26 protein-coding genes are annotated in these 26,516 nt (G+C 51.8%); 11 read left to right on the forward strand and 15 right to left on the reverse strand.

The window, feature by feature from the left end:
- Positions 1-107: 107 nt before the first annotated feature.
- Positions 108-3,005, reverse strand: coding sequence for a bifunctional [glutamate--ammonia ligase]-adenylyl-L-tyrosine phosphorylase/[glutamate--ammonia-ligase] adenylyltransferase (gene glnE / locus EH243_RS03015; RefSeq protein WP_126157158.1), 2,898 nt, complete (start codon positions 3,003-3,005; stop codon positions 108-110).
- Between the two features lie 287 nt (positions 3,006-3,292).
- Here glnE and EH243_RS03020 point away from each other — a divergent pair, with 287 nt between their 5' ends.
- On the forward strand, positions 3,293-3,973 hold the full coding sequence (locus EH243_RS03020; protein WP_206441491.1) for a TIGR00153 family protein: 681 nt from the start codon (positions 3,293-3,295) through the stop codon (positions 3,971-3,973).
- Between the two features lie 47 nt (positions 3,974-4,020).
- Positions 4,021-5,286, forward strand: a complete 1,266-nt coding sequence (locus EH243_RS03025) for an inorganic phosphate transporter (protein WP_126157159.1) — start codon at positions 4,021-4,023, stop codon at positions 5,284-5,286.
- A gap of 124 nt (positions 5,287-5,410) precedes the next feature.
- On the opposite strand, the gene EH243_RS03030 is transcribed toward EH243_RS03025, so the two are convergent.
- The 9 genes from EH243_RS03030 to metK all read right to left on the reverse strand — a co-directional run bounded on the left by EH243_RS03030 (position 5,411) and on the right by metK (position 13,560).
- Positions 5,411-6,691 carry a dihydroorotase gene (locus tag EH243_RS03030; protein ID WP_126157160.1) on the reverse strand — a complete coding sequence of 427 codons (1,281 nt, stop codon included), beginning with the start codon at positions 6,689-6,691 and terminating at the stop codon, positions 5,411-5,413.
- A 4-nt stretch (positions 6,692-6,695) separates the two neighbouring features.
- On the reverse strand, positions 6,696-7,697 hold the full coding sequence (locus tag EH243_RS03035) for an aspartate carbamoyltransferase catalytic subunit (protein WP_126157161.1): 1,002 nt from the start codon (positions 7,695-7,697) through the stop codon (positions 6,696-6,698).
- Between the two features lie 19 nt (positions 7,698-7,716).
- Positions 7,717-8,232 carry a bifunctional pyr operon transcriptional regulator/uracil phosphoribosyltransferase PyrR gene (gene pyrR, locus EH243_RS03040; RefSeq protein ID WP_126157162.1) on the reverse strand — a complete coding sequence of 172 codons (516 nt, stop codon included), beginning with the start codon at positions 8,230-8,232 and terminating at the stop codon, positions 7,717-7,719.
- Positions 8,213-8,689, reverse strand: a complete 477-nt coding sequence (gene ruvX, locus EH243_RS03045; protein ID WP_126157163.1) for a Holliday junction resolvase RuvX — start codon at positions 8,687-8,689, stop codon at positions 8,213-8,215. Before ruvX ends, pyrR begins: the two co-directional genes overlap by 20 nt.
- A 36-nt stretch (positions 8,690-8,725) precedes the next feature.
- Positions 8,726-9,307 (reverse strand): YqgE/AlgH family protein, encoded by a 582-nt coding sequence (locus EH243_RS03050; RefSeq protein WP_126157164.1) that lies wholly within the window; start codon positions 9,305-9,307, stop codon positions 8,726-8,728.
- 76 nt (positions 9,308-9,383) lie between these two features.
- Positions 9,384-10,331, reverse strand: a complete 948-nt coding sequence (locus EH243_RS03055) for an energy transducer TonB (protein ID WP_126157165.1) — start codon at positions 10,329-10,331, stop codon at positions 9,384-9,386.
- Between the two features lie 30 nt (positions 10,332-10,361).
- Entirely contained in the window at positions 10,362-11,324 is a 963-nt protein-coding gene (gene gshB / locus EH243_RS03060; RefSeq protein ID WP_126157166.1) for a glutathione synthase, read from the reverse strand.
- A 108-nt stretch (positions 11,325-11,432) separates the two neighbouring features.
- The gene (locus tag EH243_RS03065; RefSeq protein ID WP_126157167.1) at positions 11,433-12,161 is read right to left on the reverse strand and encodes a 16S rRNA (uracil(1498)-N(3))-methyltransferase; all 729 of its coding nucleotides are present in this window, start codon (positions 12,159-12,161) and stop codon (positions 11,433-11,435) included.
- A 208-nt stretch (positions 12,162-12,369) separates the two neighbouring features.
- Positions 12,370-13,560, reverse strand: a complete 1,191-nt coding sequence (gene metK, locus EH243_RS03070; RefSeq protein WP_126157168.1) for a methionine adenosyltransferase — start codon at positions 13,558-13,560, stop codon at positions 12,370-12,372.
- 66 nt (positions 13,561-13,626) lie between these two features.
- Between metK and EH243_RS03075 the strand changes: the two genes are divergently transcribed.
- From EH243_RS03075 to fba, 5 genes are all read left to right on the forward strand, one after another.
- Positions 13,627-13,887, forward strand: a complete 261-nt coding sequence (locus EH243_RS03075) for a hypothetical protein (RefSeq protein ID WP_126157169.1) — start codon at positions 13,627-13,629, stop codon at positions 13,885-13,887.
- Positions 13,888-13,891: 4 nt separating this feature from the next.
- Positions 13,892-15,886 carry a transketolase gene (tkt, locus tag EH243_RS03080; protein ID WP_126157170.1) on the forward strand — a complete coding sequence of 665 codons (1,995 nt, stop codon included), beginning with the start codon at positions 13,892-13,894 and terminating at the stop codon, positions 15,884-15,886.
- 58 nt (positions 15,887-15,944) lie between these two features.
- Positions 15,945-16,961 (forward strand): type I glyceraldehyde-3-phosphate dehydrogenase, encoded by a 1,017-nt coding sequence (locus tag EH243_RS03085; RefSeq protein ID WP_126157171.1) that lies wholly within the window; start codon positions 15,945-15,947, stop codon positions 16,959-16,961.
- Between the two features lie 64 nt (positions 16,962-17,025).
- Positions 17,026-18,189 (forward strand): phosphoglycerate kinase, encoded by a 1,164-nt coding sequence (locus tag EH243_RS03090; RefSeq protein ID WP_126157172.1) that lies wholly within the window; start codon positions 17,026-17,028, stop codon positions 18,187-18,189.
- A 163-nt stretch (positions 18,190-18,352) separates the two neighbouring features.
- Positions 18,353-19,393 carry a class II fructose-bisphosphate aldolase gene (fba, locus tag EH243_RS03095; RefSeq protein ID WP_126157173.1) on the forward strand — a complete coding sequence of 347 codons (1,041 nt, stop codon included), beginning with the start codon at positions 18,353-18,355 and terminating at the stop codon, positions 19,391-19,393.
- A gap of 68 nt (positions 19,394-19,461) precedes the next feature.
- Here fba and EH243_RS03100 read toward each other — a convergent pair whose 3' ends face one another.
- A complete protein-coding gene (locus tag EH243_RS03100) occupies positions 19,462-20,103 on the reverse strand; it encodes a glutathione S-transferase family protein (RefSeq protein WP_126157174.1) in 642 nt (213 codons plus the stop codon).
- 107 nt (positions 20,104-20,210) lie between these two features.
- On the opposite strand from EH243_RS03100, the gene EH243_RS03105 reads away from it, so the two are divergent.
- Positions 20,211-21,068 (forward strand): LysR family transcriptional regulator, encoded by an 858-nt coding sequence (locus tag EH243_RS03105; protein ID WP_126157175.1) that lies wholly within the window; start codon positions 20,211-20,213, stop codon positions 21,066-21,068.
- Positions 21,069-21,095: 27 nt separating this feature from the next.
- On the opposite strand, the gene EH243_RS03110 is transcribed toward EH243_RS03105, so the two are convergent.
- The 4 genes from EH243_RS03110 to EH243_RS03125 all read right to left on the reverse strand — a co-directional run bounded on the left by EH243_RS03110 (position 21,096) and on the right by EH243_RS03125 (position 24,432).
- Positions 21,096-21,335, reverse strand: a complete 240-nt coding sequence (locus tag EH243_RS03110; protein ID WP_126157176.1) for a Rho-binding antiterminator — start codon at positions 21,333-21,335, stop codon at positions 21,096-21,098.
- A gap of 153 nt (positions 21,336-21,488) precedes the next feature.
- A complete protein-coding gene (locus EH243_RS03115) occupies positions 21,489-22,637 on the reverse strand; it encodes a cytochrome-c peroxidase (RefSeq protein WP_126157177.1) in 1,149 nt (382 codons plus the stop codon).
- A 104-nt stretch (positions 22,638-22,741) separates the two neighbouring features.
- Positions 22,742-23,692, reverse strand: a complete 951-nt coding sequence (locus EH243_RS03120; RefSeq protein ID WP_126157178.1) for a metallophosphoesterase — start codon at positions 23,690-23,692, stop codon at positions 22,742-22,744.
- A 158-nt stretch (positions 23,693-23,850) separates the two neighbouring features.
- Positions 23,851-24,432, reverse strand: coding sequence for a peroxidase-related enzyme (locus EH243_RS03125; protein WP_126157179.1), 582 nt, complete (start codon positions 24,430-24,432; stop codon positions 23,851-23,853).
- Between the two features lie 106 nt (positions 24,433-24,538).
- Between EH243_RS03125 and EH243_RS03130 the strand changes: the two genes are divergently transcribed.
- Genes EH243_RS03130 through EH243_RS03140 form a run of 3 tightly spaced genes read left to right on the forward strand, consistent with a single transcriptional unit; the run spans position 24,539 to position 26,446 of the window.
- Positions 24,539-25,534, forward strand: a complete 996-nt coding sequence (locus EH243_RS03130) for a GlxA family transcriptional regulator (RefSeq protein WP_126157180.1) — start codon at positions 24,539-24,541, stop codon at positions 25,532-25,534.
- Between the two features lie 53 nt (positions 25,535-25,587).
- Positions 25,588-26,193, forward strand: a complete 606-nt coding sequence (locus tag EH243_RS03135) for a uracil-DNA glycosylase family protein (protein ID WP_126157181.1) — start codon at positions 25,588-25,590, stop codon at positions 26,191-26,193.
- Positions 26,186-26,446, forward strand: a complete 261-nt coding sequence (locus EH243_RS03140) for a hypothetical protein (RefSeq protein WP_126157182.1) — start codon at positions 26,186-26,188, stop codon at positions 26,444-26,446. The genes EH243_RS03135 and EH243_RS03140 overlap by 8 nt, the downstream gene beginning before the upstream one ends.
- Positions 26,447-26,516 lie beyond the last annotated feature (70 nt).

The raw sequence follows: 26,516 nt of genomic DNA on the forward strand, positions 1-26,516 counted from the left end.
TCGTATCAAGCTTATAGTTTAAACCCCGCCAATGTTTATCGCATTGGCGGGGTTTTTCGTTAGGGCTGTTGGTTAGCCTTTGGGATGTCACTCGCTAGCGCGGAGCCTTAAGCATTTAACTGAGATTTCCAGATGCGTATAACCTCTTGGCGGTACTCCTCTAGTTCATTGGCGCTAACCGTGTTGGTGCGTCCCTGCAGCACCTGTCGGTGTCCCACTGAACGATAGTCTTTATAGGCTTCTCTGAGTGTCTGTGCATCCTCTGTAGAGATGACAGCGTTTCTTTCCATGGCATCCAATATGCGGATATTATCGGTATAGTCGATTAAATCGGGGTATTGGTGGGCGTAGGCTAAGGCGCTGTATTGCACTATAAACTCGATATCGACAATGCCACCGCGATCCTGTTTTAGATTGAACAACGCATCACTCTCCTGTTCGGATGTGCCGAGATGATCGCGCATTTTCTCCCGCATGTTGATTACTTCAGTCGAGAGCGTCGTTAGGTCCCGCGGTTGGCTTAGTATCGTCCTACGCACCTGTTCAAACTGATGCTTCAATTTAGTCGATCCAGCAATCACCCGCGCACGCACCAGTGCCTGATGTTCCCAGGTCCAAGCCTCTTTTTGCTGATATTCAGAAAAGGCTTTAAGTGAGCTGACCAATAAGCCCGATTTACCCGAAGGGCGCAGGCGCATATCGACCTCGTAGAGATAGCCGCCGGTGGTAAAGGTATTCAGGATATGAATGATTTTTTGCCCTAAGCGGGTAAAGAAGACGGCGTTGGCGATCGACTTTTTGCCCTCAGTATATAAGCTGGTATCGGCATCGTGAATAAACACGAGGTCTAGGTCGGAGCCATAGGACAGCTCGATACCGCCCATTTTGCCGTAACCGACGATGATAAAATCAGGGTCACAAGGGATGCCCGGCGCACGCATCGGCACGCCATACTTATCGGACAGTTGCCGCCAAGCGATATCCAGTACCACTTCGAGAATTACTTCCGCCAGCCAAGTGAGGTAATCACTGACTTTCATCAGTGGCAGGGCGCCGGTAATATCCGAGGCGGCGACACTGAGGACATGGGCGCTCTTAAAGTATCTCAGGGTGTCCATCAACTGCTCTTCATCCTCTTCTGGGATGCGCAGCAGTTGTTGGCGTAGATCCGATTGCAGAGTCTCTTTGGAGGGGGGCGAATAGAGGCTGCGTTGATCAATCAGCTCATCGAGTAGCACCGGTTGTTTTGTGAGGGTCTCACTAAACCAAGCGCTGGCAGAACAGAGCCGCACTAGTTGTTTCATCGCATCGGGGTTTTCCGCTAATAACACCAGATAAGATGAGCGGCGGATGATGGCTTGAATGAGCAACAGCACCCGTTCGAGGGTGTCGCTGGCGTTTTCCACCGCGGATATTTCCGTCATCAGTTTGGGGAGTACCGCCAGTAACCGCTCATGCCCGACCGCCTGCATCACTTGAACCGAGCGGCTAGATTTCAGGTGATTAAAGGCTTGCCACGCCTGTTGGGGATTATCTAATCCATGTTGGGCAAAAAAGGCTTCGCCCTCTTCGGTTTCAAATTCACTGTTCCACAGCAGTAGCCAGTCACTGTTGTGATCGTCCTGCTGCGGATTCTCGTCTGCGGGCGCAATAACATCGGCAAAGTGCTCGGTAACTCGGCCTCGCTGGTGGACCAGTTCCGCCATAAAACTCTCCCAATCATCAAAACCCATGCTGTAGGCCATGCGGGCTTGGCCGGTCGCATCGGTGGGGAGTTCCTGTGTTTGCCGGTCAGCAACCGCCTGAATCACATGTTCGGCGTTGCGTAAGAAGGTGTAGGCGCCGGTTAGCTCGCTGATCGCGGTTGCGGGCATGCCCACGGTTTCGGGTAGGAGCGGTAAGATATTCAGTAACTCCCGCTGCTGTAAGCGTGGATCACGGCCGCCACGAATCAGTTGGAAGGCTTGGGCAATAAACTCTACCTCACGAATTCCGCCGGCCCCGAGTTTGACGTTACCTTGCAGGCCTTTGCGGCGCACCTCTTTGTTGATCATCTCCTTCATCGAGCGGAGAGAATCAAAGGCGCTAAAGTCGATATACTTACGGTAGACAAAGGGCCGTAGCATCTCTAACAGCTCGGCTCCCGCTTGTTGGTCACCGGCGACCACGCGGGCTTTGATCATGGCGTAGCGTTCCCAATCCCGCCCCTGTGTTTGATAGTAATCTTCCATCGCCGGAAAACTGCAGACTAGTGGGCCGCTAGCACCGTAGGGGCGTAGGCGCATATCGGTGCGAAAGACAAAACCATCGGCGGTGATGTTATCCAGTGCTTGAATTAGCTTCTGGCCTAAACGGCTAAAGAAATCCTGATTAGCCAGTACGCGGCGGCCACCTTCGGTCATGCCTTTTTCCGGATAGGTAAAAATAAGATCGATATCCGATGACAGGTTAAGCTCGTGTGCGCCGAGCTTGCCCATGCCTACCACAACCAGTTGCTGAGGTTGTGCCGGTAGGCCTTCGGCGGGTGAGGAGTGTGGTGTGCCCCACTTGTTGCAGCAATCGTTATAGAGCCATTTCAGCGCTTCATCGATGCAGGCATCGGCTAATGCCGATAGATCGGCGGTGGTGGCTCGCATGTCAACGGCGCGGGTGAGGTCCCGCCAGATGATGCGGACCATCTCTCGCTGCCTAAACTGTCTTAGCTGGTGGTGGAGTTGCTCTTCGTTGTCTACGCTTATTAATAGCCGCGATAGCTGTTGTTGATATTCACCGGTCGGATAAGCGCGGTAGAGATCGTTATGTTGTTGTAGTTCGGCCAATAACATGGGTGAGCGTGCCAGTTGATCCGCAACATAATCGCTACCGACCAATACTCGGATCAGGTCGTTATAAACCGCGTCGCTTTGCTCGGGGCAATGGCTTAGCGCCTCGGATACTTTATCGAGATTGCGTATGGCACTGGGTTGGATAGCTGCGGGAAGGGTGTGAATTAACTGGCTGAGCATAATCGAGGTACTCTGTTCGGTGGCCGATTGATTCTTTTAGCTTAACAAAAAGCATTTTTTGTCTCGACAGATTTAATTAGAGGAGCCGGTCATAAAAAATTAATCATCATAATGGTGTATGATAAAAAACAGGTAAAACAGAGAGTTATATATAATTCGCAGCGAGAAGGCTGGGGTGGCGTTTTGGCTTCTAGTCAATATGATTACACTAATGTTTCATTTTGACTACAAATAGACGTAAAGCCCACGTATACTCGCGCAAAATTTGCACTAACGCCGGTGATTTTATGGTGACTAATAACCCGATTATGCAGATGTTTGCACGATCTCCATTTCAGCCCATGCAAGAACATATTGCTAAGGCTCATTCCTGTGCAATTCAGTTGATCCCGTTTTTCGATGCGGTGATGGCTGAAGACTGGGATAAAGCGGCTGAAGTTCAGCACAGCATTGCGGTACTTGAAGGTGAAGCAGACGCAATGAAAAAAGAGATTCGTATGAATCTTCCTAATAGTTTATTTCTTCCCGTTCCCCGAACCGATCTGTTAGAACTGCTACGTATGCAGGATAAGATCGCCAACCGAGCAAAAGATATTGCTGGCCTCATGTTGGGTCGTAAAATGTCAGTCCCCGCTCAAATACAACCTGTCATTGCTGAGTATATTCGCTCATCTCTCAAGACGTCAGGACAGGCGCTGATCGCGCTGAATGAGCTTGATGAACTGATTACTGCGGGTTTCCGTGGTCATGAAGTCGATGTCGTCGAAAAAATGATCCACGATCTTGATGATATGGAACACGATGCCGATGAGATGGAACGCGAAGTGCGCTCTTCCTTGTTTGATGTAGAGAAAGACCTGCATCCGATCGACGCCATGTTCCTGTATCAGATTATTACTTGGATCGGTGATCTTGCCGATAAAGCACAACAGGTAGGCAGCCGCCTGCAGTTGTTGCTAGCTAAGTAACTGTTGCGAACAAACTTTCTCTGAATCTTTAAAATTAGGTAGTTATCATGAGCATCATTGCAGACTATGGCAATATCCTTGTCATCATGGCATGTGTGTTTGGATTCTTTATGGCCTGGGGTGTGGGCGCTAACGATGTGGCTAATGCGATGGGAACCTCTGTTGGTTCAAAAGCATTAACCCTAAAACAAGCGATTATTATCGCGATTATCTTCGAGTTTGCCGGTGCTTATTTAGCCGGTGGCGCGGTCACCGCGACCATTCGTAAAGGGATCATCGATCCGGGTATCTTATCCGGTTCGCCGGAACTGTTGGTGTATGGCATGCTCTCGGCGTTGCTGGCCGCGGGTATCTGGCTACTGATTGCCACCGCTATGGGCTGGCCTGTCTCAACCACGCACTCAATCGTTGGGGCGATCGTTGGCTTTGCCGCGGTGGGTATCTCGGTTGATGCGGTTCACTGGGGCAAGGTGGGTAAAATTGTTGCCAGTTGGGTGGTCTCCCCACTCACCGCCGGTATTATCGCCTTCTTCCTCTTCCGCAGTGTCCAAAAGCTCATCCTCGATACCCAAAACCCTTTTCAAAACGCCAAAAAATATGTGCCCATGTACATCTTTGTGGTCGGCTTTATGATCTCGATGGTGACCTTTACCAAGGGACTTAAGCACATTGGCTTGAACCCAGGTTTTGGTATGAGTGCGTTGATCTCTGTTGGCGTCGGTTTAATCACCTTAGGCTTAGGCGTGCTGATGCTGCGTAATATCCACGTGAAGGCGGAAGAGAACGTTGATTACCACTTCACCAGTGTGGAGAAAGTCTTTGGTGTGTTGATGATGTTCACCGCCTGTGCGATGGCCTTTGCCCATGGCTCGAATGATGTTGCTAATGCGGTTGGTCCGCTGGCGGCAGTGGTCGGTGTGGTGGCTTCGGCAGGCGAAGTGGCGCAGGAATCATCCATGCCGGTGTGGATTTTGTTACTCGGTGGTAGTGGTATTGTGGCCGGTCTGGTGATGTATGGACATAAGGTGATCGCCACCGTGGGTAATAATATTACCGAGCTGACTCCGAGTCGTGGTTTCGCAGCGACACTGGCGGCGGCTTCAACCGTGGTCTTTGCGTCGGGTACCGGATTGCCTATCTCGACTACCCATACGTTAGTCGGTGCGGTATTGGGTGTGGGTATGGCGCGGGGGCTTTCGGCGCTTAACCTGCAAGTGGTCGGTACTATCTTTATCTCTTGGATAGTGACCCTGCCCGCCGGTGCGTTACTCTCTATCGTGATCTTCTTCAGCCTGAAAGGTATCTTTGGCTGAGGGATGTGATGATCAAAAAAAGGCGATCACACTGTGATCGCCTCGATAAACTCCGCGCTGGCGGAGTTTTTTGTTTCTAGCCGTACCGTTACTTTAGGTTTAAGGCTTTAGGTTTAAGCGAAGGCTACTGCTGAAAAACGATGTTGCCATCCAGTAGTGTATAGCGCACGACACCCTTTAATGGAAAATTCATAAAGGGTGTATTGGCACCCGCCGAACGGCGGTTTTCATCGGTCAGCATCCACTCTTGCTGCGGATCGAAGATGCAGATATCGGCAGTGCTGCCCGGGGTTAGCGTGCCGAGATCAAGATCCAGCACGCTGGCGGGGCCTGAGGTTAGCTTAGCCAGCATTTGTGGCAATGAGATAAGCTCTTGCTGTACTAGCATCAAGGATAGCGACAGCAGCGTCTCAAGCCCGATCATGCCGGGTTCGGTCGCGGCAAAGGGGGCTTGTTTAGCGGCTAGTTCGTGGGGCTGGTGGTCTGAACAGATCGCGTGGAAGCCGTCGGTCACCAACGCGTGGCGTAAACCAGCACGGTCGAGCTGGCTACGCAGTGGTGGAATCAGATGGAAACTAGGATCAAAACCATTGACGTTTTCATCGGTCAGTAACAGGTTTTGAATAGCGATATCGGCGGTGACTCGCAGGCCTCTCTCGCGAGCATCGATGACCATCTGGACGGAACGTTCGCAGGACAGTTGACCAAAGTGTGCTTTTACACCGGTTTGTTCCACTAGCAGCAGGCAGCGGGCGACTTCGACCGTTTCTGCACTTTCCGGAATGCCGCTCAGGCCGAGCCGAGTACAGGTGATGTCGTCATGCATGGAACCACCGGCGGCTAGGTCGGTATCCATAGGTTGGAACATCACCAGCAGATCGTGGGTGGCGGCGTATTCTAAGCAGCGTACTAGCGTCAGCGAACTACGGATTGGCTGGCGGGCGTTAGTAAAGCCGATACAGCCGGACTTACTGAGGCCATACATCGGGCTAAGTTGCTCGCCTTTCAGTTCCTGAGTGAGGGCGCCTATCGGCAATACGCGGGCATTGCCTGCTTGTTTGGCGAGATCTTCAATGAGGTCGATCACGGCGGTGTTATCCGCGATGGGCTTCGTCAGGGGCGGCATGCACAGCGTGGTAATCCCGCCCGCGGCGGCCGCAGCGGTTTCACTAGCGATCGTGCCTTTGCGGCTATAACCGGGTTCACGTAGATTAGCGCAGAGATCGATTAGCCCAGGACTAACCACGAGATTGCTGGCATCGATCTGCTGGTCGGCGATAAAACCCTCTGGGGCTTGGCCGAGAGCGGCGACCTTGCCGTCGCGGATAAACAGATCGGTGATCTGATCCAGATTATTGGCAGGGTCGATGACACGGCCGTTTGTGATTGCAATATTGATGCTCATAACTTTATTCGCTCTCCCGTCGGGCCTGATGTTCGGTCATCTGTCCGCCCATCGCCATCGACATAACCGCCATGCGGACGGCAATACCATTGGTCACCTGTTTAAGAATCATCGACTTAGGGCCATCGGCCACCGAGGTTTCGATCTCTACGCCGCGGTTGATCGGCCCAGGATGCATGACGATAGAATCCGGATGGGTGAGTTTTAATTTCTCTTCGGTGAGGCCATAGAGGTTGTAGAATTCTGATTCACTCGGCAGTAGCGCGCTCTGCATGCGCTCTTTCTGTAGCCGTAGCATCATCACCACATCGACATCTTTCAGTCCCTGTTTCATATCGGTAAAGACCGTCACCCCGAGGGCTTCGATATGTCTTGGCAATAGGGTGGTGGGTGCAATGACGCGAATGTCGGAGACCCCTAAGGTGCGCAGTGCATGGATCTGAGAGCGGGCGACCCGTGAGTGGAGAATATCGCCGACAATGGCCACACTTAGTGGTTCAAAGGCGCCTTTGTGCTGACGGATGGTCAGCATATCGAGCATGGCCTGTGTCGGATGGGCATGACGACCATCACCGGCATTGATCACCGCCACATGGGGGGTCACATTACTGGCGATATAGTGAGCCGCGCCACTCTCTGAATGCCGCACGACAAACATATCGGAGTGCATCGCTTCCATGGTCATCAGGGTGTCTTTAAGGGTTTCACCCTTGGAGGTCGATGAGGTTTTGATATTCAGGTTCAACACATCGGCCGATAGCCGTTTCGCCGCCAGTTCAAAGGTGCTGGCGGTGCGGGTGCTGGCTTCAAAGAACAGGTTAACCAGGGTTTTACCCCGCAGTAAGGGGACTTTTTTAACCTGTTGAGCGTTCATATCCACAAAGGAGTCGGCGGTATCGAGGATCTCGGTTAGCATCTCCCGGCTCAGCCCTTCGGTGGTCAGAAAGTGTTTTAGCTGACCGGCACTGTTGAGTTGGATCAGGTTGGGATCTTGTTGTACGAACATGGCAGATTCCGGCGATGGGTTATAAGTTAGCTTTCTTACGGATTTCCAGTGCCAATGGCGCCGGCCCAGTGAGTTTGACCTGTTCATCATCGGCCAGCAGCAGTGTGTCGCCGATAACATCCGCCTGAATGGGGAGTTCACGTCGATTGAGGTCGAGCAGCGTGACCAGTGTAATGGACGCGGGGCGGCCATAATCAAACAGCTCATTCATGGCAGCACGAATGGTGCGGCCGCTCATGATGACATCATCGACAAGGATAATGTGTCGGTCTTCCGTGGCGCTCGGTAGTGCCGAGGGCTGCACTTTAGGGTTTAAGCCCACCTGAGTAAAATCATCACGATAGAATGAGATATCTAGGGTGCCCAGTGGGCTGGCGATATTGAGCTGCTGATGCAGATGTTCCGCGAGCCAAACGCCGCCGGTGCGGATGCCGATCATCATGGGGTCATCAAGCTGTCGTGCCTTGATAAGAGTGGTCAGTTCGGTCGCCATTTTAGCTAACAGGTGATCGACTTTAATTACGCCCGATACCATAAAGGTCCTCCAGTCGGGTTTCACTGGATATCAGTTGGTCTGATTCAAACCAGCTTTCCAGAATCAGTTGAGCGGCAATGCCGTCAACGGAATTTTCTTTAAAATTACTGCTGCCGCCCCGAGATAGACTGATCTGTTTGGCTTCACGGGTGGTGAGCCGTTCATCAATCAGATAGCAGGGGCGCTGGCAACGTTCTTTGAGACGGTTGGCAAATTTTCGAGCCCGACGCGACATGTCGCTGATACTGCCATCCATATTCAGCGGGATGCCAACGACAATAGCAGCGGGCTGCCACTCAGCGATGAGTGTTTCAATCACCTGCCAGTCGGGGATGCCGTCGCGGGCACTGATCGGCGGTAACGGAGAGGCCGTGCCGGTGATTGCTTGGCCGGCGGCAATGCCGATCCGAGTGGTGCCGAAATCAAAGCCTATAACTGGACCTGAGAGTGTGATCATACGCTTCTTTGAGTGGGTTAGTGGCGAGGGCGCTGATTAGGCATGGCCGCTTTGCGATGTTAATAGATTAAGATCAATCCCCATCGTCGCCGCTGCCGCCTGAAGTCGTTCCTCGGCCGGAGTGCGGAACATTATATCTAAATTAGCCGGGCAACTTAACCAAACATTATCAGACAGTTCCTGTTCGAGTTGTCCCGCGCCCCAGCCGGCATAGCCTAACGCCACCAGAAAGTCCTCTGGCCCGTGGTTTTCGCTGATCGCGCGCAGAATATCCGTTGAGGTGGTCAGGGTTAGTTGATCGTTGATGACATAACTCGAATCCCACTTGGCGAGGGGGCTGTGAAGAATAAAGCCTCGGTCATTCTGTACCGGGCCGCCGGCATAAACCTCTATGGCGGCGTGATCCTCCCGGTCGGGAAGCTCAAGTAGCTGCAACAGTTCGTTCAGGTGCATCTCTGTCGGGCGGTTGATCACTATACCCATGGCACCGGATTCATTATGTTCACAGATATAGATGAGGCTCTGGGCAAAGCGAGGGTCATCCATGTGAGGCATGGAAAAGAGAAAGTGGCCCTGGAGACTGCCGGGCAGGTAGAGTGAAGAGGCCTCTGCTGTCATCGTGAATCCTGCCCTTGAGTCGTATGGAAACGGGATGGTTCAAGCGTTGTTTCTCTGTCGCTCAGTTCCATAAGGTTTAGTATACCCGTGCCGATTTCTCAAATTTCCAGGTGCGGATAATTTCCAGTTCATCGGTATCCTTGCGCATCTCAATCGGAAAGCTTTGAAAAGGTGATGCCAATTGCACAATTCTAACGGCGGCATCATCGAGTACCTTATTACCGGAGGAGTGCAGGATGCGAATATCCTTTACATGACCGTCAGGCAATATGATCACCATCATCCGTAGGCTGCCGTATAGCTGGTTTTGTTGTGCTTCTTTCGGGTAATTCAGGTTGCCCACCGATTCAATCTTCCGCCGCCAATTGGCCAGATAGACCGCATCATTGTGACTTTTAGTTGCCGCAGAGGTCAGGCGTTTGACCCGTGGCCGTTTGGCATACTCTTGGCGTTGAAAATCGAGCTGGGCTTCAAGGCTTGCGATCTCAAGACTGCGGGAGAGCAGGGATTGAGAGTTGCCGGGTGGCGGAGGTGGCGGCGCCGATGGACGCTGTTTCTTCTCAACGGCGGTACGTTTTTTCTCTTTCTTCGCCTGGGTAACAACCACCTGTTGTGCCGGTGCGTTGTTGGTGGTCTTTTTAACGTTCTCAGCGATATCTACCGGTGCCGGCGGTTTCGGTGGGATCGGTTGTGGCGCTGGCTTCACTGTCGGCGTCGGCTGAAGGGCTGCCGTTTCCTGAATGTCTTGGTGCTGAAAATCGGCCTGTTCGCGGGTGGTGGGCAGGGCTTTCTCTTCTAGTTGGCCGCTACCCTGCTGATCCGCTTGGGCGATAAAGTCCGCCTCTTCGGGTGGTTTTTCACTCTTAAACTGGGCAAGGGTGATTTCCAGCGTCTGCGCCGGAGGTGTCTTGGGCGTGATAGCAAAGCCAATGCCAAGAATAGCGGCGGCATGCACCGCCACGGCCAAAAACAGGGTGAAGCCGAGGCGATCTGCTGCGGATACAGCGGCGACGGCTTTACTCATTTGACACTCCTGTGAGGCGGTTAATCATGGTTATGCGGGCCGCTGATTAAGTTTCTCTTCGATGACATCCATCAGTTGCATACCAATATCCAAACCAAATTGATTATCCAGTTCGCGGATACAGGTTGGACTGGTGACGTTCACTTCGGTGAGGTAGTCACCGATCACATCTAAACCGGCAAACAGAATCCCCTGTGCTTTCAGGGTAGGGCCAACCTGTGCCGCGATCCATAGCTCCCGTTCAGTCAGTGGACGGCCTTCGCCGCGACCACCGGCGGCAAGGTTGCCACGGGTTTCGCCATTGGTGGGAATCCGTGACAGGCCGTAAGGTACAGGCTCGCCATCGATCATCAGAATACGTTTATCACCGTCGACGATCTGTGGCAGATATTGTTGCGCCATGATGGTTTCGGTGCCGAATTTAGTGAGGGTTTCGATGATCACACCGAGGTTAACGCCCTCTTCTTGAATGCGGAAAATAGAGGTGCCGCCCATGCCGTCGAGGGGTTTGAAGATGACATCTTTAAATTCAGCGTGGAATTCGCGCAGTAGGTCATCACGACGGGTGACCAGTACCGGTGGGCAGCATTGGGGGAAGTGGGTGGCAAAGATCTTCTCGTTATAATCCCGTAGTGCTTGTGGCCGGTTGACCATCAGGGTGTTGCCCTGCATGGCCGCCATTTCGAGTAGGTGAGTCGAATAGATAAACTCGTTATCGAAAGGAGGGTCTTTGCGCATCAGAACGGCATCGAGGGTGCTAACTTCCTGCACCTGATATTCACCACGATCGAACCATTTCTCAGGGTTCATATCGACGGTCATCGGTGCCATCTTCGCCAATACCTTGCCATCACGCAGGTAAAGATCTTTCTGCTCCATATACCAGATCTCCCAACCTTTGCTTTGGGCGGCCCAAAGCATGGCGAGAGAGCTGTCTTTTTTGAAGCTGATGGTCTCGATGGGATCCATCACAATGCCGATTTTAACTGTCATTGATGCGCCTTGTTTATCTGTAAAGTTGATCTATCAATTAGCGGTGTTGCGTGTAGAGGGATTCTACCCGCCTGATTCAGTCATCACCAGTATTACTGTTATCTGTGTTTATCCTAGGTCGCCCCAGAGATATTGCAGTACGGATAACGCCGCAACAGGCGCGGTTTCAGTGCGGAACACCCGGGGGCCAAAGGCTACCGGTTTGAACCCTTTTGCCAGTGCGAGTTCCACTTCTGCTTCGCTTAAGCCGCCTTCCGGGCCGATCAATAGGGCGATGGAGTCGGGTTTGGCGAAGTCGCCCAGCGGTTGTTCGGTATGGTGATGGAGCACCAGTTTAAGGTCGGCTTCGACGTTATCCAGCCAGTCGTTGAGGGATTGTGGCTCGCCGATCTCGGGTAGGTCGCAACGGAGACTCTGTTCGCAAGCGCTAACCGCCACCTGTTGCCAGTGTTGGCGGCGTTTATCTTGACGGTCGTTATTTAAGCGCACTTCGCAGCGCTCGGTGAACAGCGGCACCATCCGGTTCATGCCGAGTTCGGTGGCTTTTTGTACCGCATAGTCCATGCGCTCGCCGCGGGAGATCGATTGCCCGAGGGTGATTGTTAAGGGGGAAACACGCTGAGGTTTCACCGTCTGAGTAATCTGTACCGAAGCGCTGCGTTTAGCCACCTCGGTAAGCTCGGCGGTATATTCGCAGCCATCACCGTTAAACAGTATGAGGGTATCACCGGGCCGCATACGTAGCGCGCGACTGACATGCTGCACAACGCTGTCGCTAAGGCTGAGTGGTTGGCCTTCGATAATGGCTTGAGGCTCATAAAAACGTGGAATTCTCATGGTGTCTATCAATCAGATCTGCGGGTTGAGGCGCTATTATGCCACGGTAAAAAGAGATCAGTTAGCGGGATCTTGGTGCTTGTGGTTTTGAGACAGGGAGGGTGGAGCGATACTGTGAGGGTATAAAAAAGGGCAGAGTGAATGCTCTGCCCTAATTTGTGGTTAGCTGAGGCTGACTTAAGACTCGCTAACGCAATGCCAATGAGACTTAGATGCCTGCAGCGGCACGCAGTTCGTCGGCTTTATCGGTTTTTTCCCAAGAGTAAGCGGTAAAGGTTTCGTTACCGGAAGTCATCTCATAAGGATTATGGCCAAAGTGACCGTAAGCAGCCGTTGGACGGTACATCGGGTGCAGTAGATCCAACATGCGAGTGATCGCATGTGGCCGCAGATCGAAGTGGTTATTCACCAGTTCGATGATTTTCGCGTCAGAAATCTTACCGGTACCGAAGGTGTTGATCGATACTGAAGTAGGCTCTGCTACGCCGATGGCGTAAGACACTTGAATCTCACACTTGTCAGCCAAACCTGCGGCAACGATATTTTTCGCTACATAACGGCCCGCGTAGGCTGCTGAACGGTCAACTTTTGATGGGTCTTTGCCGGAGAATGCGCCGCCACCGTGGCGGGCCATGCCGCCGTAGGTGTCTACGATAATCTTACGACCTGTCAGACCACAGTCGCCAACCGGCCCACCGATAACGAAGTTGCCGGTTGGGTTGATATGGAACTTAGTGCTCTTGTCGATCCATTCAGCGGGCAGGGTGTGCTTGATGATCAGCTCCATCACCGCTTCCTGAAGATCCGCCATGGAGACTTCCGGGTTGTGTTGTGTGGACAGCACAACCGCATCGATACCGACCGGTTGGCCGTTCTCATAACGGAAGGTTACCTGGCTCTTGGCATCGGGGCGCAACCATGGCAATAGGCCTGATTTACGCGCTTCGGCCTGACGTTCAACTAGACGGTGAGCGTAGCAAATTGGCGCTGGCATCAGCACATCGGTTTCGTTGCTGGCATAACCAAACATCAAACCTTGGTCACCGGCTCCTTGATCTTCAAGGTTGGCGCGGTCGACACCCTGATTGATATCAGGTGACTGTTTGCCGATGATGTTGAGGACACCGCAGGTCGCGCCGTCATAGCCAACGTCGGATGAGGTGTAACCGATATCACAGATAACGCCACGGACGAGCGCTTCTAGATCGACCCATGCGGAGGTCGTGATTTCACCAGAGACAATCGCGACACCGGTTTTAACCATGGTTTCACAGGCCACACGGGCGTACTTGTCTTCAGCAATAATTGCATCAAGAACCGCATCAGAGATCTGATCGGCGATCTTGTCAGGATGACCTTCGGAAACGGATTCCGAGGTAAACAGGCTGTATTCGCTCATTACGCGTCTTCAATCCTAGCTTATGAGAATGATGTATGGCATCGGACCGACAGCCCGAGTACAAGAATGAGCGCTATTTTAATCGTGTTAGGTCATGATTGCATGGCCGGCGTTCCTGTTTTAGATGATTTTTTTACTTTTTTAGATGAAAACGGCTCATTTTCATTAAATTTCTCTGAAATAGGTTTGAAGCTGACGGACGGTTACGAGAAAATAGCGTCCTATTTTTATATCGGTGCTCAACCCATCAACTTGGCAGTTAAAGATGATGATGCAGCATCAACACACTTTTTAATCTCAACTTGGGCTTCTTCGGCCCTGGAGTGAATGAATGTCCTCGCGTAGAGAACTTGCCAATGCAATTCGTGCCCTCAGTATGGATGCTGTCCAAAAGGCTAAATCTGGTCACCCTGGTGCGCCGATGGGAATGGCGGATATCGCTGAAGTCTTATGGAATGATTTCCTAAAACACAATCCGGCGAACCCGCATTGGTTAGACCGCGACCGTTTTGTTTTGTCGAATGGTCACGGCTCTATGTTGATTTATAGCCTACTGCACCTGACCGGTTATGATCTGTCCATTGATGATCTGAAAAACTTCCGTCAACTGCATTCAAAAACCGCCGGTCACCCAGAATACGGTTATGCCCCAGGTGTTGAAACCACCACTGGCCCACTGGGTCAGGGTATTACCAATGCGGTCGGTTTTGCGATTGCTGAGAAATCATTGGCGGCGCAGTTTAACCGTGAAGGTCATGAGATTATCGATCACCACACCTACGCCTTCCTTGGCGATGGTTGTTTGATGGAAGGTATCTCCCACGAGTCTTGCTCACTGGCCGGTACTTTAGGCTTAGGTAAGTTGATTGCCTTCTACGATGACAACGGCATCTCTATCGATGGTGAAGTCGAAGGTTGGTTTACCGATGATACGCCGAAGCGTTTTGAAGCTTACGGCTGGCATGTGATCCCGAATGTAGATGGTCACGATGCGGAACAGATTAAAGCGGCGATTGAAGCGGCACAGGACAACGAAGATCAGCCTACCCTGATCTGCTGCAAAACCATCATTGGTTTTGGTTCGCCGAATAAACAGGGTAAAGAAGATTGCCACGGTGCGCCGCTGGGTGATGATGAGATCGCCTTGGCCCGTAAACAGCTCGGTTGGGAATATGAGCCTTTTGTTATTCCTGAAGATATCGCTGAACAGTGGAACGGTCTCGAAAGCGGTGCTGTGTTGGAAAATGACTGGGAAGAGCGTTTTGCTGAGTACAGCAAAGACTACCCTGCTGAAGCGCGCGAGCTGATCCGCCGTTATACCGGTGAATTGCCCGCTGACTTCTCTGAAAAAGCCGATACCTATATCGAAGAGCTGCAAGCGAAAGGCGAAACCATCGCTTCACGTAAGGCGTCTCAGAATGCATTGAATGCTTATGGCCCTCTGTTGCCTGAACTGCTCGGCGGTTCTGCCGATCTGGCGGGCTCTAACCTGACACTGTGGTCTGGTTGCAAGGGGATCACGAAAGATGATGCTTCTGGCAACTACATGTTCTACGGCGTGCGTGAGTTTGGTATGTCGGCGATCATGAATGGTATCGCGCTACACGGTGGCTTTATCCCTTACGGTGCAACTTTCTTAGTGTTTATGGAATATGCCCGTAATGCACTGCGGATGGCTGCGTTGATGAAGATCCGCGCTATTCATGTGTATACTCATGACTCTATCGGTCTAGGTGAAGATGGCCCAACCCATCAGCCGATTGAACAGATCGCTAACCTGCGTCATACACCGAATATGAGCACTTGGCGTCCCGCGGATGCGGTTGAGTCTGCTATCGCTTGGAAATCCGCGCTGGAACGTGCCGATGGCCCGACAGCGATGATCTTCTCCCGCCAAAACTTGCCACATCAGGCGCGTGACGCTGAACAGCTGGCGAATGTTGCTCGCGGTGGATACATCTTGAAAGATACCGTAGGCACGCCCGATGCGATTCTGATCGCGACCGGTTCTGAAGTGGGTCTGGCGATGGATTCAGCCGCTGCTCTTGAAGCGGAAGGTAAGCAGGTGCGTGTGGTGTCCATGCCATGTACTGACCTGTTTGATAAACAAGATGCAGCCTACCGTGAATCTGTTCTGCCTGCTGCCGTGAAAGCACGGGTCGCAGTGGAAGCAGCACAAGCGGATTATTGGTATAAATATGTCGGCCTCGATGGTGCGATTGTGGGCATGACCACCTTTGGTGAGTCGGCACCAGCCAGCGATCTGTTTAAACTGTTTGGCTTTACCGTTGAGAATGTTGTTGAAAAAGTGAAGTCTGTTCTCTAAAGCAGACGGTTCGAAAGGCCAACTGATTCAGTTGGCTTTTTTTGTTTAACGAGGTGATATGGCTTTCCGGGTTGCAATAAACGGCTATGGCCGGATTGGGCAGAGCGTCCTGCGGGCGATCTATGAGTGCGGCTATCGTGATCAGCTGCAAGTGGTGGCGATCAATGAGTTATCGGATATTGAGACGGTAACTTATCTGACGCGCTATGACACGACACATGGACGCTTCCCGCTGCCGGTGGCGCATAATGGTCGTGATCTATTGATCGACGGTGATGCGATTCGGGTGTTGAATCAGGCGGAAGCCGGATCGATGCCCTGGCAGGAGATGGACGTTGATCTGGTGCTCGAATGTTCGGGCTCCTTTAGCGACCGTTTAACCGCCCAGAAACATCTGGATAGTGGCGCGCGACGGTTGCTGTTTTCTCAGCCGGCCGAAGCCGATGTTGATGCCACTATTATCTATGGCTTTAATCAGCAGCTGTTAGCGGCGGATCAAACCATCGTAGCGGCGGGTTCCTGTTCGACTAACTGTATTGTGCCGATACTGAATCTATTGCACCGAGAGTTAGGCATTATCAGCGGTGTGACCACCACGATTCATTCGGCGATGAACGATCAGCCGGTAATCGATAGCTACAACCAAACCGATCTACGTTTAACCCGTAGTGCCATGCAGTCGATTATTCCGGTGAATACCGGTTTGAATCGCGGTATCGATCGCCTATTGCCCGAGTTGGCGGGACGCTTCGAGTCGCTACATGTGCGGGTGCCGACGATTAACGTGTCGTTGTTGGATATCTCTTTAAACGTGAGTGAGTCAACCTCGGCGGCACAGGTCAATGAGATACTGCGAATAGCGGCGGAAGGTCCCTTGCGCGGCTTGCTGGGATATACCGAAGAAGCCCATGCATCGATCGATTTCAATCGGGATGCCCGTTCCGGCATTGTCGATGGCACCCAGACCCGCGTCAGTGGTGGCAAGATGATTAAACTGATGTGCTGGTTTGATAACGAGTGGGGCTTTGCCAACCGGATGCTGGATGTCGCACAGGGCTGGTTAAACATTAAGTAATTGAAAGCGATAGTCTGTCACAGACTGTTGTTGTAATTTTGAGTATTAAGAAGCAGGAATAAATATGAGCGTATTGAAAATGACCGAAGTGGATCTCAAGGGCAAGCGTGTCCTGATCCGTGAAGACCTCAATGTGCCAGTCAAGGATGGTCAGGTGACCAGTGATGCCCGTATTCGTGCTTCGTTGCCCACCATTAAACTTGCGCTCGAAGCTGGTGCTAAGGTGATGCTGATGTCTCACCTAGGCCGTCCGACCGAAGGCGTTTACGATGAAGCGAGTTCGTTGGCGCCGGTGGCGCGTCATTTAGGCAGCTTGCTAGGGCGTGACGTACCACTGATCAAAGAGTGGCTCGAAGGCGATTTCGATGTGGCCGATGGCGATGTCGTGTTGCTGGAAAATGTCCGCTTTAATGTCGGCGAAAAGAAAGATGATGAAGCCTTGTCCAAAAAAATGGCGGCACTGTGCGATATCTATGTTATGGATGCGTTCGGTACAGCCCACCGGGCACAGGCATCAACCCACGGTGTCGCTAAGTTTGCTGCGGTTGCCTGCGCGGGTCCACTGTTAGCTGGCGAACTCGATGCGCTGGCAAAAGCATTAGGCAACCCAGCACGGCCGATGGCGGCGATTGTTGGTGGCTCTAAAGTATCGACTAAACTGACCGTACTCGAGTCACTGTCCGATAAAGTCGATCAGTTGATTGTCGGTGGCGGTATCGCAAATACCTTCCTCGCAGCAGCCGGTAAACCTGTCGGTAAGTCTTTGTGTGAACATGACCTGATTCCAACCGCAAAAGCGTTGATGGAGAAAGTGAATATTCCGCTGCCGGTCGATGTGGTTGTGGCTACTGAGTTTGCTGAAACCGCGACGGCAACGATTAAGCTCGTCGATGAGGTTGGTGAAGATGATATGATTTTGGATATCGGTCCACAATCAGCGGCTAATCTGGCTGACATGTTGAAAGAGGCCGGTACCATTATCTGGAATGGCCCTGTGGGTGTGTTTGAGTTTGATCAGTTTGGTGAAGGCACCAAAACCCTCGCGTTGGCGATCGCCGAGAACAAAGGCTTCTCTATTGCCGGTGGTGGTGACACGCTGGCCGCTGTGGATAAGTATCAGATTGCTGATCAGGTGTCCTACATTTCGACCGGCGGTGGTGCTTTCCTTGAGTTTGTTGAAGGTAAGGTTTTACCTGCCGTGGCGATGCTGGAATCCCGGGCTAATTAAACCGAGGTCGCGTCAGTGTTGGTCGCGCACTCACCGCATTCATGGCGCTTTAAACGTTGCGTCTAGGATGCGAAGATTTGCAATATATAAACGAGTGGCTGCTCTGTTGAGCCGCTTAAGATAGAATTAATAGCCGCACAGGCTTAATTAAAAAGGTGAACATATGGCTCTTATCAGTATGCGTCAGCTGCTGGATCATGCCGCTGAGCATGGTTACGGTATCCCGGCGTTTAACGTGAATAATCTTGAACAGATGCGCGCTATTATGGAAGCCGCTGACAAGACCAACTCGCCGGTGATTGTTCAGGCCTCTGCTGGTGCGCGTAAATACGCGGGTTCTAACTTTCTGCGTCATATGATTCTGGCGGCGATTGCTGAGTTTCCTCATATCCCGGTCTGTATGCATCAGGATCACGGTACCTCACCAGCGATCTGTCAGCGTTCTATCGCGATGGGTTTCTCCTCAGTGATGATGGACGGTTCATTGATGGCGGATGGTAAAACACCATCGGACTACGACTATAATGTCGATGTTACCCGTCGTACCGTTGAGATGGCGCATGCGTGTGGTGTGTCTGTTGAAGGTGAGCTGGGTTGCCTCGGGTCGTTAGAGACAGGTCAGGCCGGTGAAGAAGATGGTGTTGGCGCAACAGGTACGCTGTCCCACGATCAAATGCTGACCGATCCTGATGAAGCTGCTGATTTCGTTGCGAAAACAGGTGTTGATGCACTGGCGATTGCCTGCGGTACATCCCACGGGGCTTACAAGTTCACCCGTCCACCAACCGGTGATATTTTAGCGATCGATCGTATTAAAGCGATCCATGATCGTATCCCTGGCACTCACTTGGTGATGCACGGTTCCTCTTCTGTACCGCAGGAGTGGCTGGCGATTATCAATGAGTTCGGCGGAGAGATCCCAGAAACTTACGGTGTGCCGGTTGAACAGATCGTTGAGGGCATTAAGCACGGTGTGCGTAAGGTTAACATCGATACCGATCTGCGTCTGGCATCTACCGGTGCGGTACGTCGCTTCCTGGCTGAGAACCCATCTGAGTTTGATCCCCGTAAATTCCTTAAAGTGACCATGGATGCGATGAGCGATATCTGTGTCGCCCGTTATGAAGCATTCGGCACAGCCGGTCATGCGGATAAGATCGTGGCGGTTTCATTGGAAGATATGGCGGATAAATACGGTTTGTAATAACGGTATTTAGCGAGAAAAACGCTCCCCAGCTGTTGCTGCGGAGCGTTTTTTTATAACAGCCGTTGCTAAACCTCTTCTTCCTCAATGACCTCGCTTTCCTGTTGTGCCAACGCCAGCCACTCTTGGCAGGCGGGTAGGGCGAGTATGCGGTCGCAATAAGCTTGCAGTTGCGCGGGCTGCTTAACGCCATAGCCGGTCAGGCGGAAAACGACCGGTGCATAGCAGGCGTCTGCGATGGAAAAATTCCCGTATAAAAACTGTTCTGAACCACTCCTGCTTAGGGCTTCACTCCATAAGGTATTGATACGATCGATATCCTGCTGAACCTCAACCGAGATGGCAAAGTTATCCACATGGCGGCGGCAGTTCATAGGCATGGCCTTGCGTAGCGCCATAAAACCGCTATGCATTTCGGCGCAGCTACTTCGGGCATGGGCTCTGAGGCGGGCATCGGCGGGCCAGCCTTTGCCGAACAGGTGCTGTTCGTTGATATATTCACCGATCGCCAACGAATCCCAGATTGTTAGATCGTTATCGAGCAAGATTGGCACCTTGCCTGCTGGATTGAAGCTTTTAATCTGTTTAGCAGAACCCGGTGTGAAAAGAGCAATGCGAAGGGTATCAAACCCTAGGTCAAATTGACGGAGTAACAGCCAGGCGCGTAGTGACCAGCTTGAATAGTTATGATTCCCGATAATCAGTTGCATCGCTAGATTCCTTTTCTCTGTGAAGTCGATTAGTTTAGAGGCTAGTCTGGCGTTTAATGTGAGCGCCCTCAAACGAATAAATCTGATAACAGGTATCAATACCCTTGATGTTAGACAATGAACTGCTTCGCAGCTTTATCGCGGTGGTCGATAGTGGCAGCTTCACTCGGGCTGCAGCCCAGCTTTTTCGTACGCAGTCAGCAGTGAGTATGCAGATGAAACGCCTGGAGGAGCAACTGGATAAAAAGCTGTTCCTAAAGGATGGCCGTGAACTACAACTGAGCGATGATGGCTTAAAGCTGCTGAGTTATGCCCGGCGGATTATGAAGCTGCATGATGAAGCGCTAGGGGTTATGTCATCCGAGACGGGATCTCGTCCTTTGATGTTAGGTTGTCCGGATGATTATGTCACCGGTGTATTGCCACAGTTGCTGTCTGAGATCCAGTTACAGATTCCCGGTTTGCAGGTACAGGTGCGTACCGGTACATCGGCACAACTAAGAGCGTTGATTGATAAGGGAGAGTTGGATTTGACGGTGCTTACCCGTCGCCCTGAAACCGAGGAAGGTTATCTGTTGCTGCAAGATAAGGGCGTTTGGGTCGCACCCACGGCGGATTTTATTAAACCGGATCAGTCGCTTAGGCTAGCGTTGGTGGACGCGGATTGTAAATTTCACAGCACCGCCGTGGATGGTTTGAGCAAGCAGGGGCGTCATTTTGACGTGATCTGTATTAGCGGTAGTTGTGCGTTGTTAATCGAGCTGGTTAGGCGGGGCGAAGCGATGACCACTTTAGCATCTTGTTGTGTGCCCGCCGATCTGTATCGCCTGCCGGCAGAATTAGGCTTACCGGAACTGGCAACGGTGGCGGTGGTATTGCAATCGGCGGCGCGGCCACATAAAGCGTTAGGTACTGACCGTATTATCCCACTGGTGGAGCAAACAGCCCGACGATTGAGTGTTTGAGCCGCTGTGGGTGTGTAGCCGCCTAGGTTAGCAACCCGGCGGTTTCGATTGAATCCGGTCGAGCCGGATGCGTAACTGTTTACCATTATGATCGGCGGCAATCAGACACTCTTCACCGTCGCGGATATCGATATTAATAAAGCGCAGCTTATCCCGTTGTAGCTGACCGTTTTCATCCTGCCAGATCACCTGATCGACCAGTCTGCGCATACAGGCTAGTTCAAAACCATCATGCAGCTCGCATTGAATCGGTTTGTAATCGGTCATAGCACCCTCTTATTCTTATCATTGGGCTACACCATAACAGATAACGTTGGGTCGATAACACCATCAAAACGTTAGCACTGCTTTATGTAGCGACAGGGCATGGATATGCCCTGTCATCAGAGAGGTCTGAGCCTGAAACATGAGGGGTAGAGATCAATCGAGTAGGGCTTCATATCTCTTATCGGTGAGTGTTTTCATAAAGGCCACCAGTGCATCGATACGCTGATCGGCCAGTGCTGGGCCGGATTCTAACTCTTTAAGAGAGATATTTTGCTGAACTTCAGGGGCGGCCCAAGGTTGCTCTGTTTCGGGATTGATCTGTCGAACAGGGCTACGGCTATTGTATTTGTTGTAAAACAGCACCACGGTACGCAGGTCTTTAAACACACCGTTATGCATATAGGGGCCGGTGACGGCGACATTGCGTAGTGTCGGCACTTTAAATTTACCGGCCTGAGCGGGGTCGGACACCGCCGGGTTGTCTAATAACCCTTGATCGATAAAGTCGGGACTGACGCCATTGATCGCGCGGGCCTGTTGATTAATCGGGACACCGATATTGTGATATTCATAGTTACTGAAGGTTTCGCCTTCGGCCCTAGGACTCGCTTTTAGCTGGTGACACTGATTGCAGTTAGTGAACTGTTGGGAGAAAAACAGAGTGCGGCCAAGGTCTTCTTGCGGGGTGAGTTTATATTCGCCGCGTAAAAAACGATCGTATTTCGAATCAAAGGGGGCAAACTCCTCGGTGCGTTCAAATGCCGCAATGCTGTCGGTCATGGCGTTGTAGGCTGCATCGGGCTGGGCGAAGATATCAGCGCCATAGAGTGCCGTGAAATTTTTGCGATAGAGGGGGATCTTCTGTAATCGGGCCATCAGTGCTGCGGTTGATGGCATGCCCATCTCAATCGGATTGGTGGGTGGGCCACCGGCTTGCGCTTGAAGATTTTTAGCACGGCCATCATGAAACTGACCACCCTTATAAACCCCTTCCTCGGTAAGCTGAAAATCGGGGCTGAACATGGCGTAGCTTGCGGTCGGTGCGTTTCGGTTACCCAGAGAATGTCCATCATCACCTAAGGATACCGCACCATTGGCGTCATTCTGTCGGGGATCAGCAAAGCCCGCTTGGGGGGCGTGGCAGGTCGCACAGCTTTGGCTGCGGTTTGCCGATAAACGGGTATCAAAAAAGAGTTGCTGGCCCAGCTGAACTTTATTTAACAGCGGTTGCTCAGTGTCAGCGGCGATTGTGCCGGTGCTTAGCAGTGTGGAGAGGCTCAGGAGATAGATAAAGCATTTCATAATAGATGCAAATGATAGTGAATCGTATTTGCAATAATATCAGAATTGCTCTTTGAGGCGGGAAGTATTTTTGCTGGGGCTCTAATGGCTTGACTCAAATCAAGCTAATGGGGCTGATTAAGTTCATCGAGTACCGCTTGCACGGTTTCATAGCAGCAACCGCAATTAATATTAACCGAGGTGTGCTCTCGAACGGCCTCGATGGTGGTGAGCTGCTCTCGCTGAACGATTTCAACAAAGGCGCGTCGGCGGATACGTTTGCAGGCACAGATCACCGGTTCGCTGGAATATGACAGTGGCGCAGAGGGCTCGCTCACTACCTTCATGGTCGGCCATTCCAGCAGTTGCAGTTTGCCGCTGTCGGTTTCAACCAGTGCGGTACAGTGCTCAACCCAGTCGCCATCGTTGCAGTACAGCGCTCCCTTGCGGTGGTTAAAGCCTGCTTGATGGATATGCCCGCCGATATAGCCATCCAGTGATTGCCGTTTAGCCTCGGTACAAGCGGCATCCTGAAAGTGTTGAATATAGCGTTGGGCGGTACTAAAACGTTGTTTTATCATCGCGGCGAGTGAGCGGTAAGGTAGCTTCAGCCATTGACGTACGCGGTTGTAGCTGCGGTTTAACCAGAGCAACAGTTGGTGGCTATGATCACCTAGCAGCAACATGAGTGGATGGATACGGACATGACTGTCAAACTCATCACCGTGGGATACCAGAAAGCGACGGCCATCACGGGTTTTGTGGATCGCTTTACGGCGAATCTGTAACTTGCCTAACCTTAAGCCGCAGACTTTACGCAGTGGGGCGTCGTGATTACCGGGGATATAAATAATGTCACACCCCTCTCTGGCCATCTGCCAGAGCTGCCCGATAAGCAGTTGTTGATCCTGAGGTAGAACGGCTTTTTTACGCATCGCCGCGAGATCGATAATATCGCCGACCAGATAAAGTTTTTTCGGAGCGAGTTGCGTCAGCGCTTCACTAAGTAACTTCGCCTGACAATCGGGGGTGCCTAAATGCACATCGGAGATAAACATGGTGTGGATATTCTGCATCTTACTGTCCAGCAATCAGTTTGGGGGCAGTATGGCGGTTAAAGGTGACACTGAGCTTTAAAACAGATGAACAGATGGTGACAACGGGTAGACAAGGCTTGATAGGGAGTGATCGGTTGGCCCTGATAAGGCTCAGGGCCAGCGGTTAGCTTGCTAGCTTATGTGCGGGGGACGCGGGCAAGGGTGTAAAATTCGTTGTTGGCCTGCATGTTAGTGACAATGGCGATTCGGTTTGAAAGGCCAAAGAAGGCGGTAATACCCGTGATGTCGAGAATATCGTCATCATCAAAACCGTAGGTTTTTAATTCGGCATAGTCGTCTTCTGCTATGGTTTCCGGTGCCCGTGAAACTTTGATGGCAAAGGTGAGCATCGCTTTTTGTTTATCGGTGAGTGGAGCATGGCGGTAATTAATCGCGATCTGATCGGCTAACAACGGTTCTTTTGAATAGACGCGCAACAGAGCGCCGTGGGCGATTACACAATACTGACAGCCGTTTAGGGCGCTGGTGGCGACGATAATCATCTCTTTCTCTGCCGCACTAAGGGTGCTGCCTTCCCGAGCCATTACAGCATCATGGTAGGCGAAGAAGGCGCGAAACTCATCGGGCCGGTAGGTGAGCGTCAGAAAGACATTCGGGATAAAGCCCGCTTTTTCTTGTACGGCCAAAATTCTGTCGCGGATATCGGCGGGCAGATCGGGTAGTGCTGTAATCGGGTAGCGACTGATGGGTTGAGTCATTATTTTTATATCTCTCTGTCTGGTGTCAATGATAGATCTAGGTTACGCTGAAAAATCGATCAAATTAAGACATTCGTTCGCCAATTAACGAGCAAATCAGGTCATTATGTACAAAGTTATTGGATTAGCCTTCGATGGCTGTCAAGCCACAGGACTGACCTCACCTTTCGATGTGTTTAACGTCGTTAACTCTATCTGGAAGCAGACGCGGGGCGAGGATGACACACTATATGAGTGTCAGTTGGCTTCACGTGATGGCGGTTGGGTGAGCTGCTCCAATGGTATGCGGATCATGGCCGATGTTTCATTCGCGCAGATGCCCGAGGCGGATCTGATTGTTATCCCCGGTATCCACCATCTCGATGTGCGTTCATTGCTCAAGCGGCTAGCCCAGCTCGATGAAGAGACCCAGTGGTTAAGCCAATATATTCAACGGGGAATACCGATAGCGGCAAACTGCAGTGGTGTTTTTCTGTTGGGTGACGCGGGCGGGTTGGTTGGTAAGCGGGCAACCACGGCATGGTGGTTGGGCAAGGCTTTTAGCAGCCGCTATCCGGCGGTCGAGCACTGTCCTGATACCATGTTAGTGAATGATCAGGGGGCTTATACGTCCGGCTCTATGACCGCTAACTTAGGCGCCATGCTGGCTTTGGTGGAGCAGCAGGTCGGGCGCCATTTAGCGCAGAGCGCCGCCCGAAATATGTTGATCGATGCGGCTCAAAGCACGGCATCCCCCTATATTTTTATGCAGGAAAGCAGCGATCATCAAGATAGCTTGGTATTGGCTATTGAGAGTCAGCTACAACGGGACGTATCCCATAAGCTTTGTTTACAGACCTTAGCGAGTGGTCATGGGGTCAGTGTGCGTACCCTTTCGCGTCGCTTCAAAGCGGCGAACGGTATCAGTGTGGCTGATTATCAACAGCAGCTGCGTTTTGAGCAGACCAAGCTCTTATTAGAAACGACCAGTTTGAGCCTAGAGCAGGTCGTTGAGCGGGTCGGTTATGCCAGCCCTAGCTCGCTAAGGCGGCTGTTTCAAAAAGCACTGGGGGAATCGCCCAGCCATTATCGCAAACGGGTACAACAAAAAGGCGCTCATTAGGCTAAGTCGTTTAATGAGCCATTGAGGCCTGAGCCTATTCATAGGAGAAAAGAGTGGAAACTGATCAGCAGCTGATTGCCCGAGTGAAGGCCTGTGATATCTGTGCCCCCTATCTACCCGATGGTGTGAGGCCGGTGATTCAGTTTGATCGAGCCGCGCGGATACTGATCGCGGCGCAAGCACCTGGACGGCGGGTGCATGAAACCGGCATCCCTTTTAATGACCCCAGTGGTGACCGCCTACGGGATTGGTTGGGCATCGATCGAGATACCTTCTATGACGCTCAACAAATCGCGATTCTCCCAATGGGATTCTGCTATCCGGGTACCGGTAAGTCCGGTGATCTGCCCCCTCGTAAAGAGTGCGCTCCGCAGTGGCGCCAGTTACTGCTCGATCGTTTACCGAATCTGCAGCTGATTCTCGTGATCGGCCAATATGCTCAGGCTTGGCATCTGCAAGAAAAAGGATCGGTAACCGAGATGGTCTCCCGCTGGCGGGAATATAGCGAGCGCGAGGGTACGGCTATCTTTCCTATGCCTCACCCGAGTCCCCGTAACAATATCTGGTTGCGTAAGAATCCCTGGTTTGAAGTAGAGTTGGTGCCAGCACTACAGCAGCGGGTGAAGGTGGTGCTTAATCAAGTAAACTCTGATGAATAAACTGCCTGAATGGCTAATAAAACTGGTGATTGTGGCGCTGTTGCCGTTGGTGATGTGCTTCGGCTATTACTCCTCGATTGCGTTGGAGAGTACTGCTTGGATGATACTGGCCGTGGTGGCGTTACCCCTGATGCTATTGGGGCTTGGTGGTCTTGTGTGGAGTCATTCCAAAAACGGACTTAAGCGCTTAACGCCGCTTTGGTGGGCTTGTGTCGTTATTGCGGTCATGAGTTTGATCTGGGTCTGGGGATAACTTTTTCTTTACTGCAGGCTTGTGCTGCGTTTCGTTATAATAAAGCGATATTAAGTTGATTGCGTGACAG

The sequence above is a fragment of the Amphritea opalescens genome (assembly GCF_003957515.1).
Lineage (GTDB): Bacteria > Pseudomonadota > Gammaproteobacteria > Pseudomonadales > Balneatricaceae > Amphritea > Amphritea opalescens.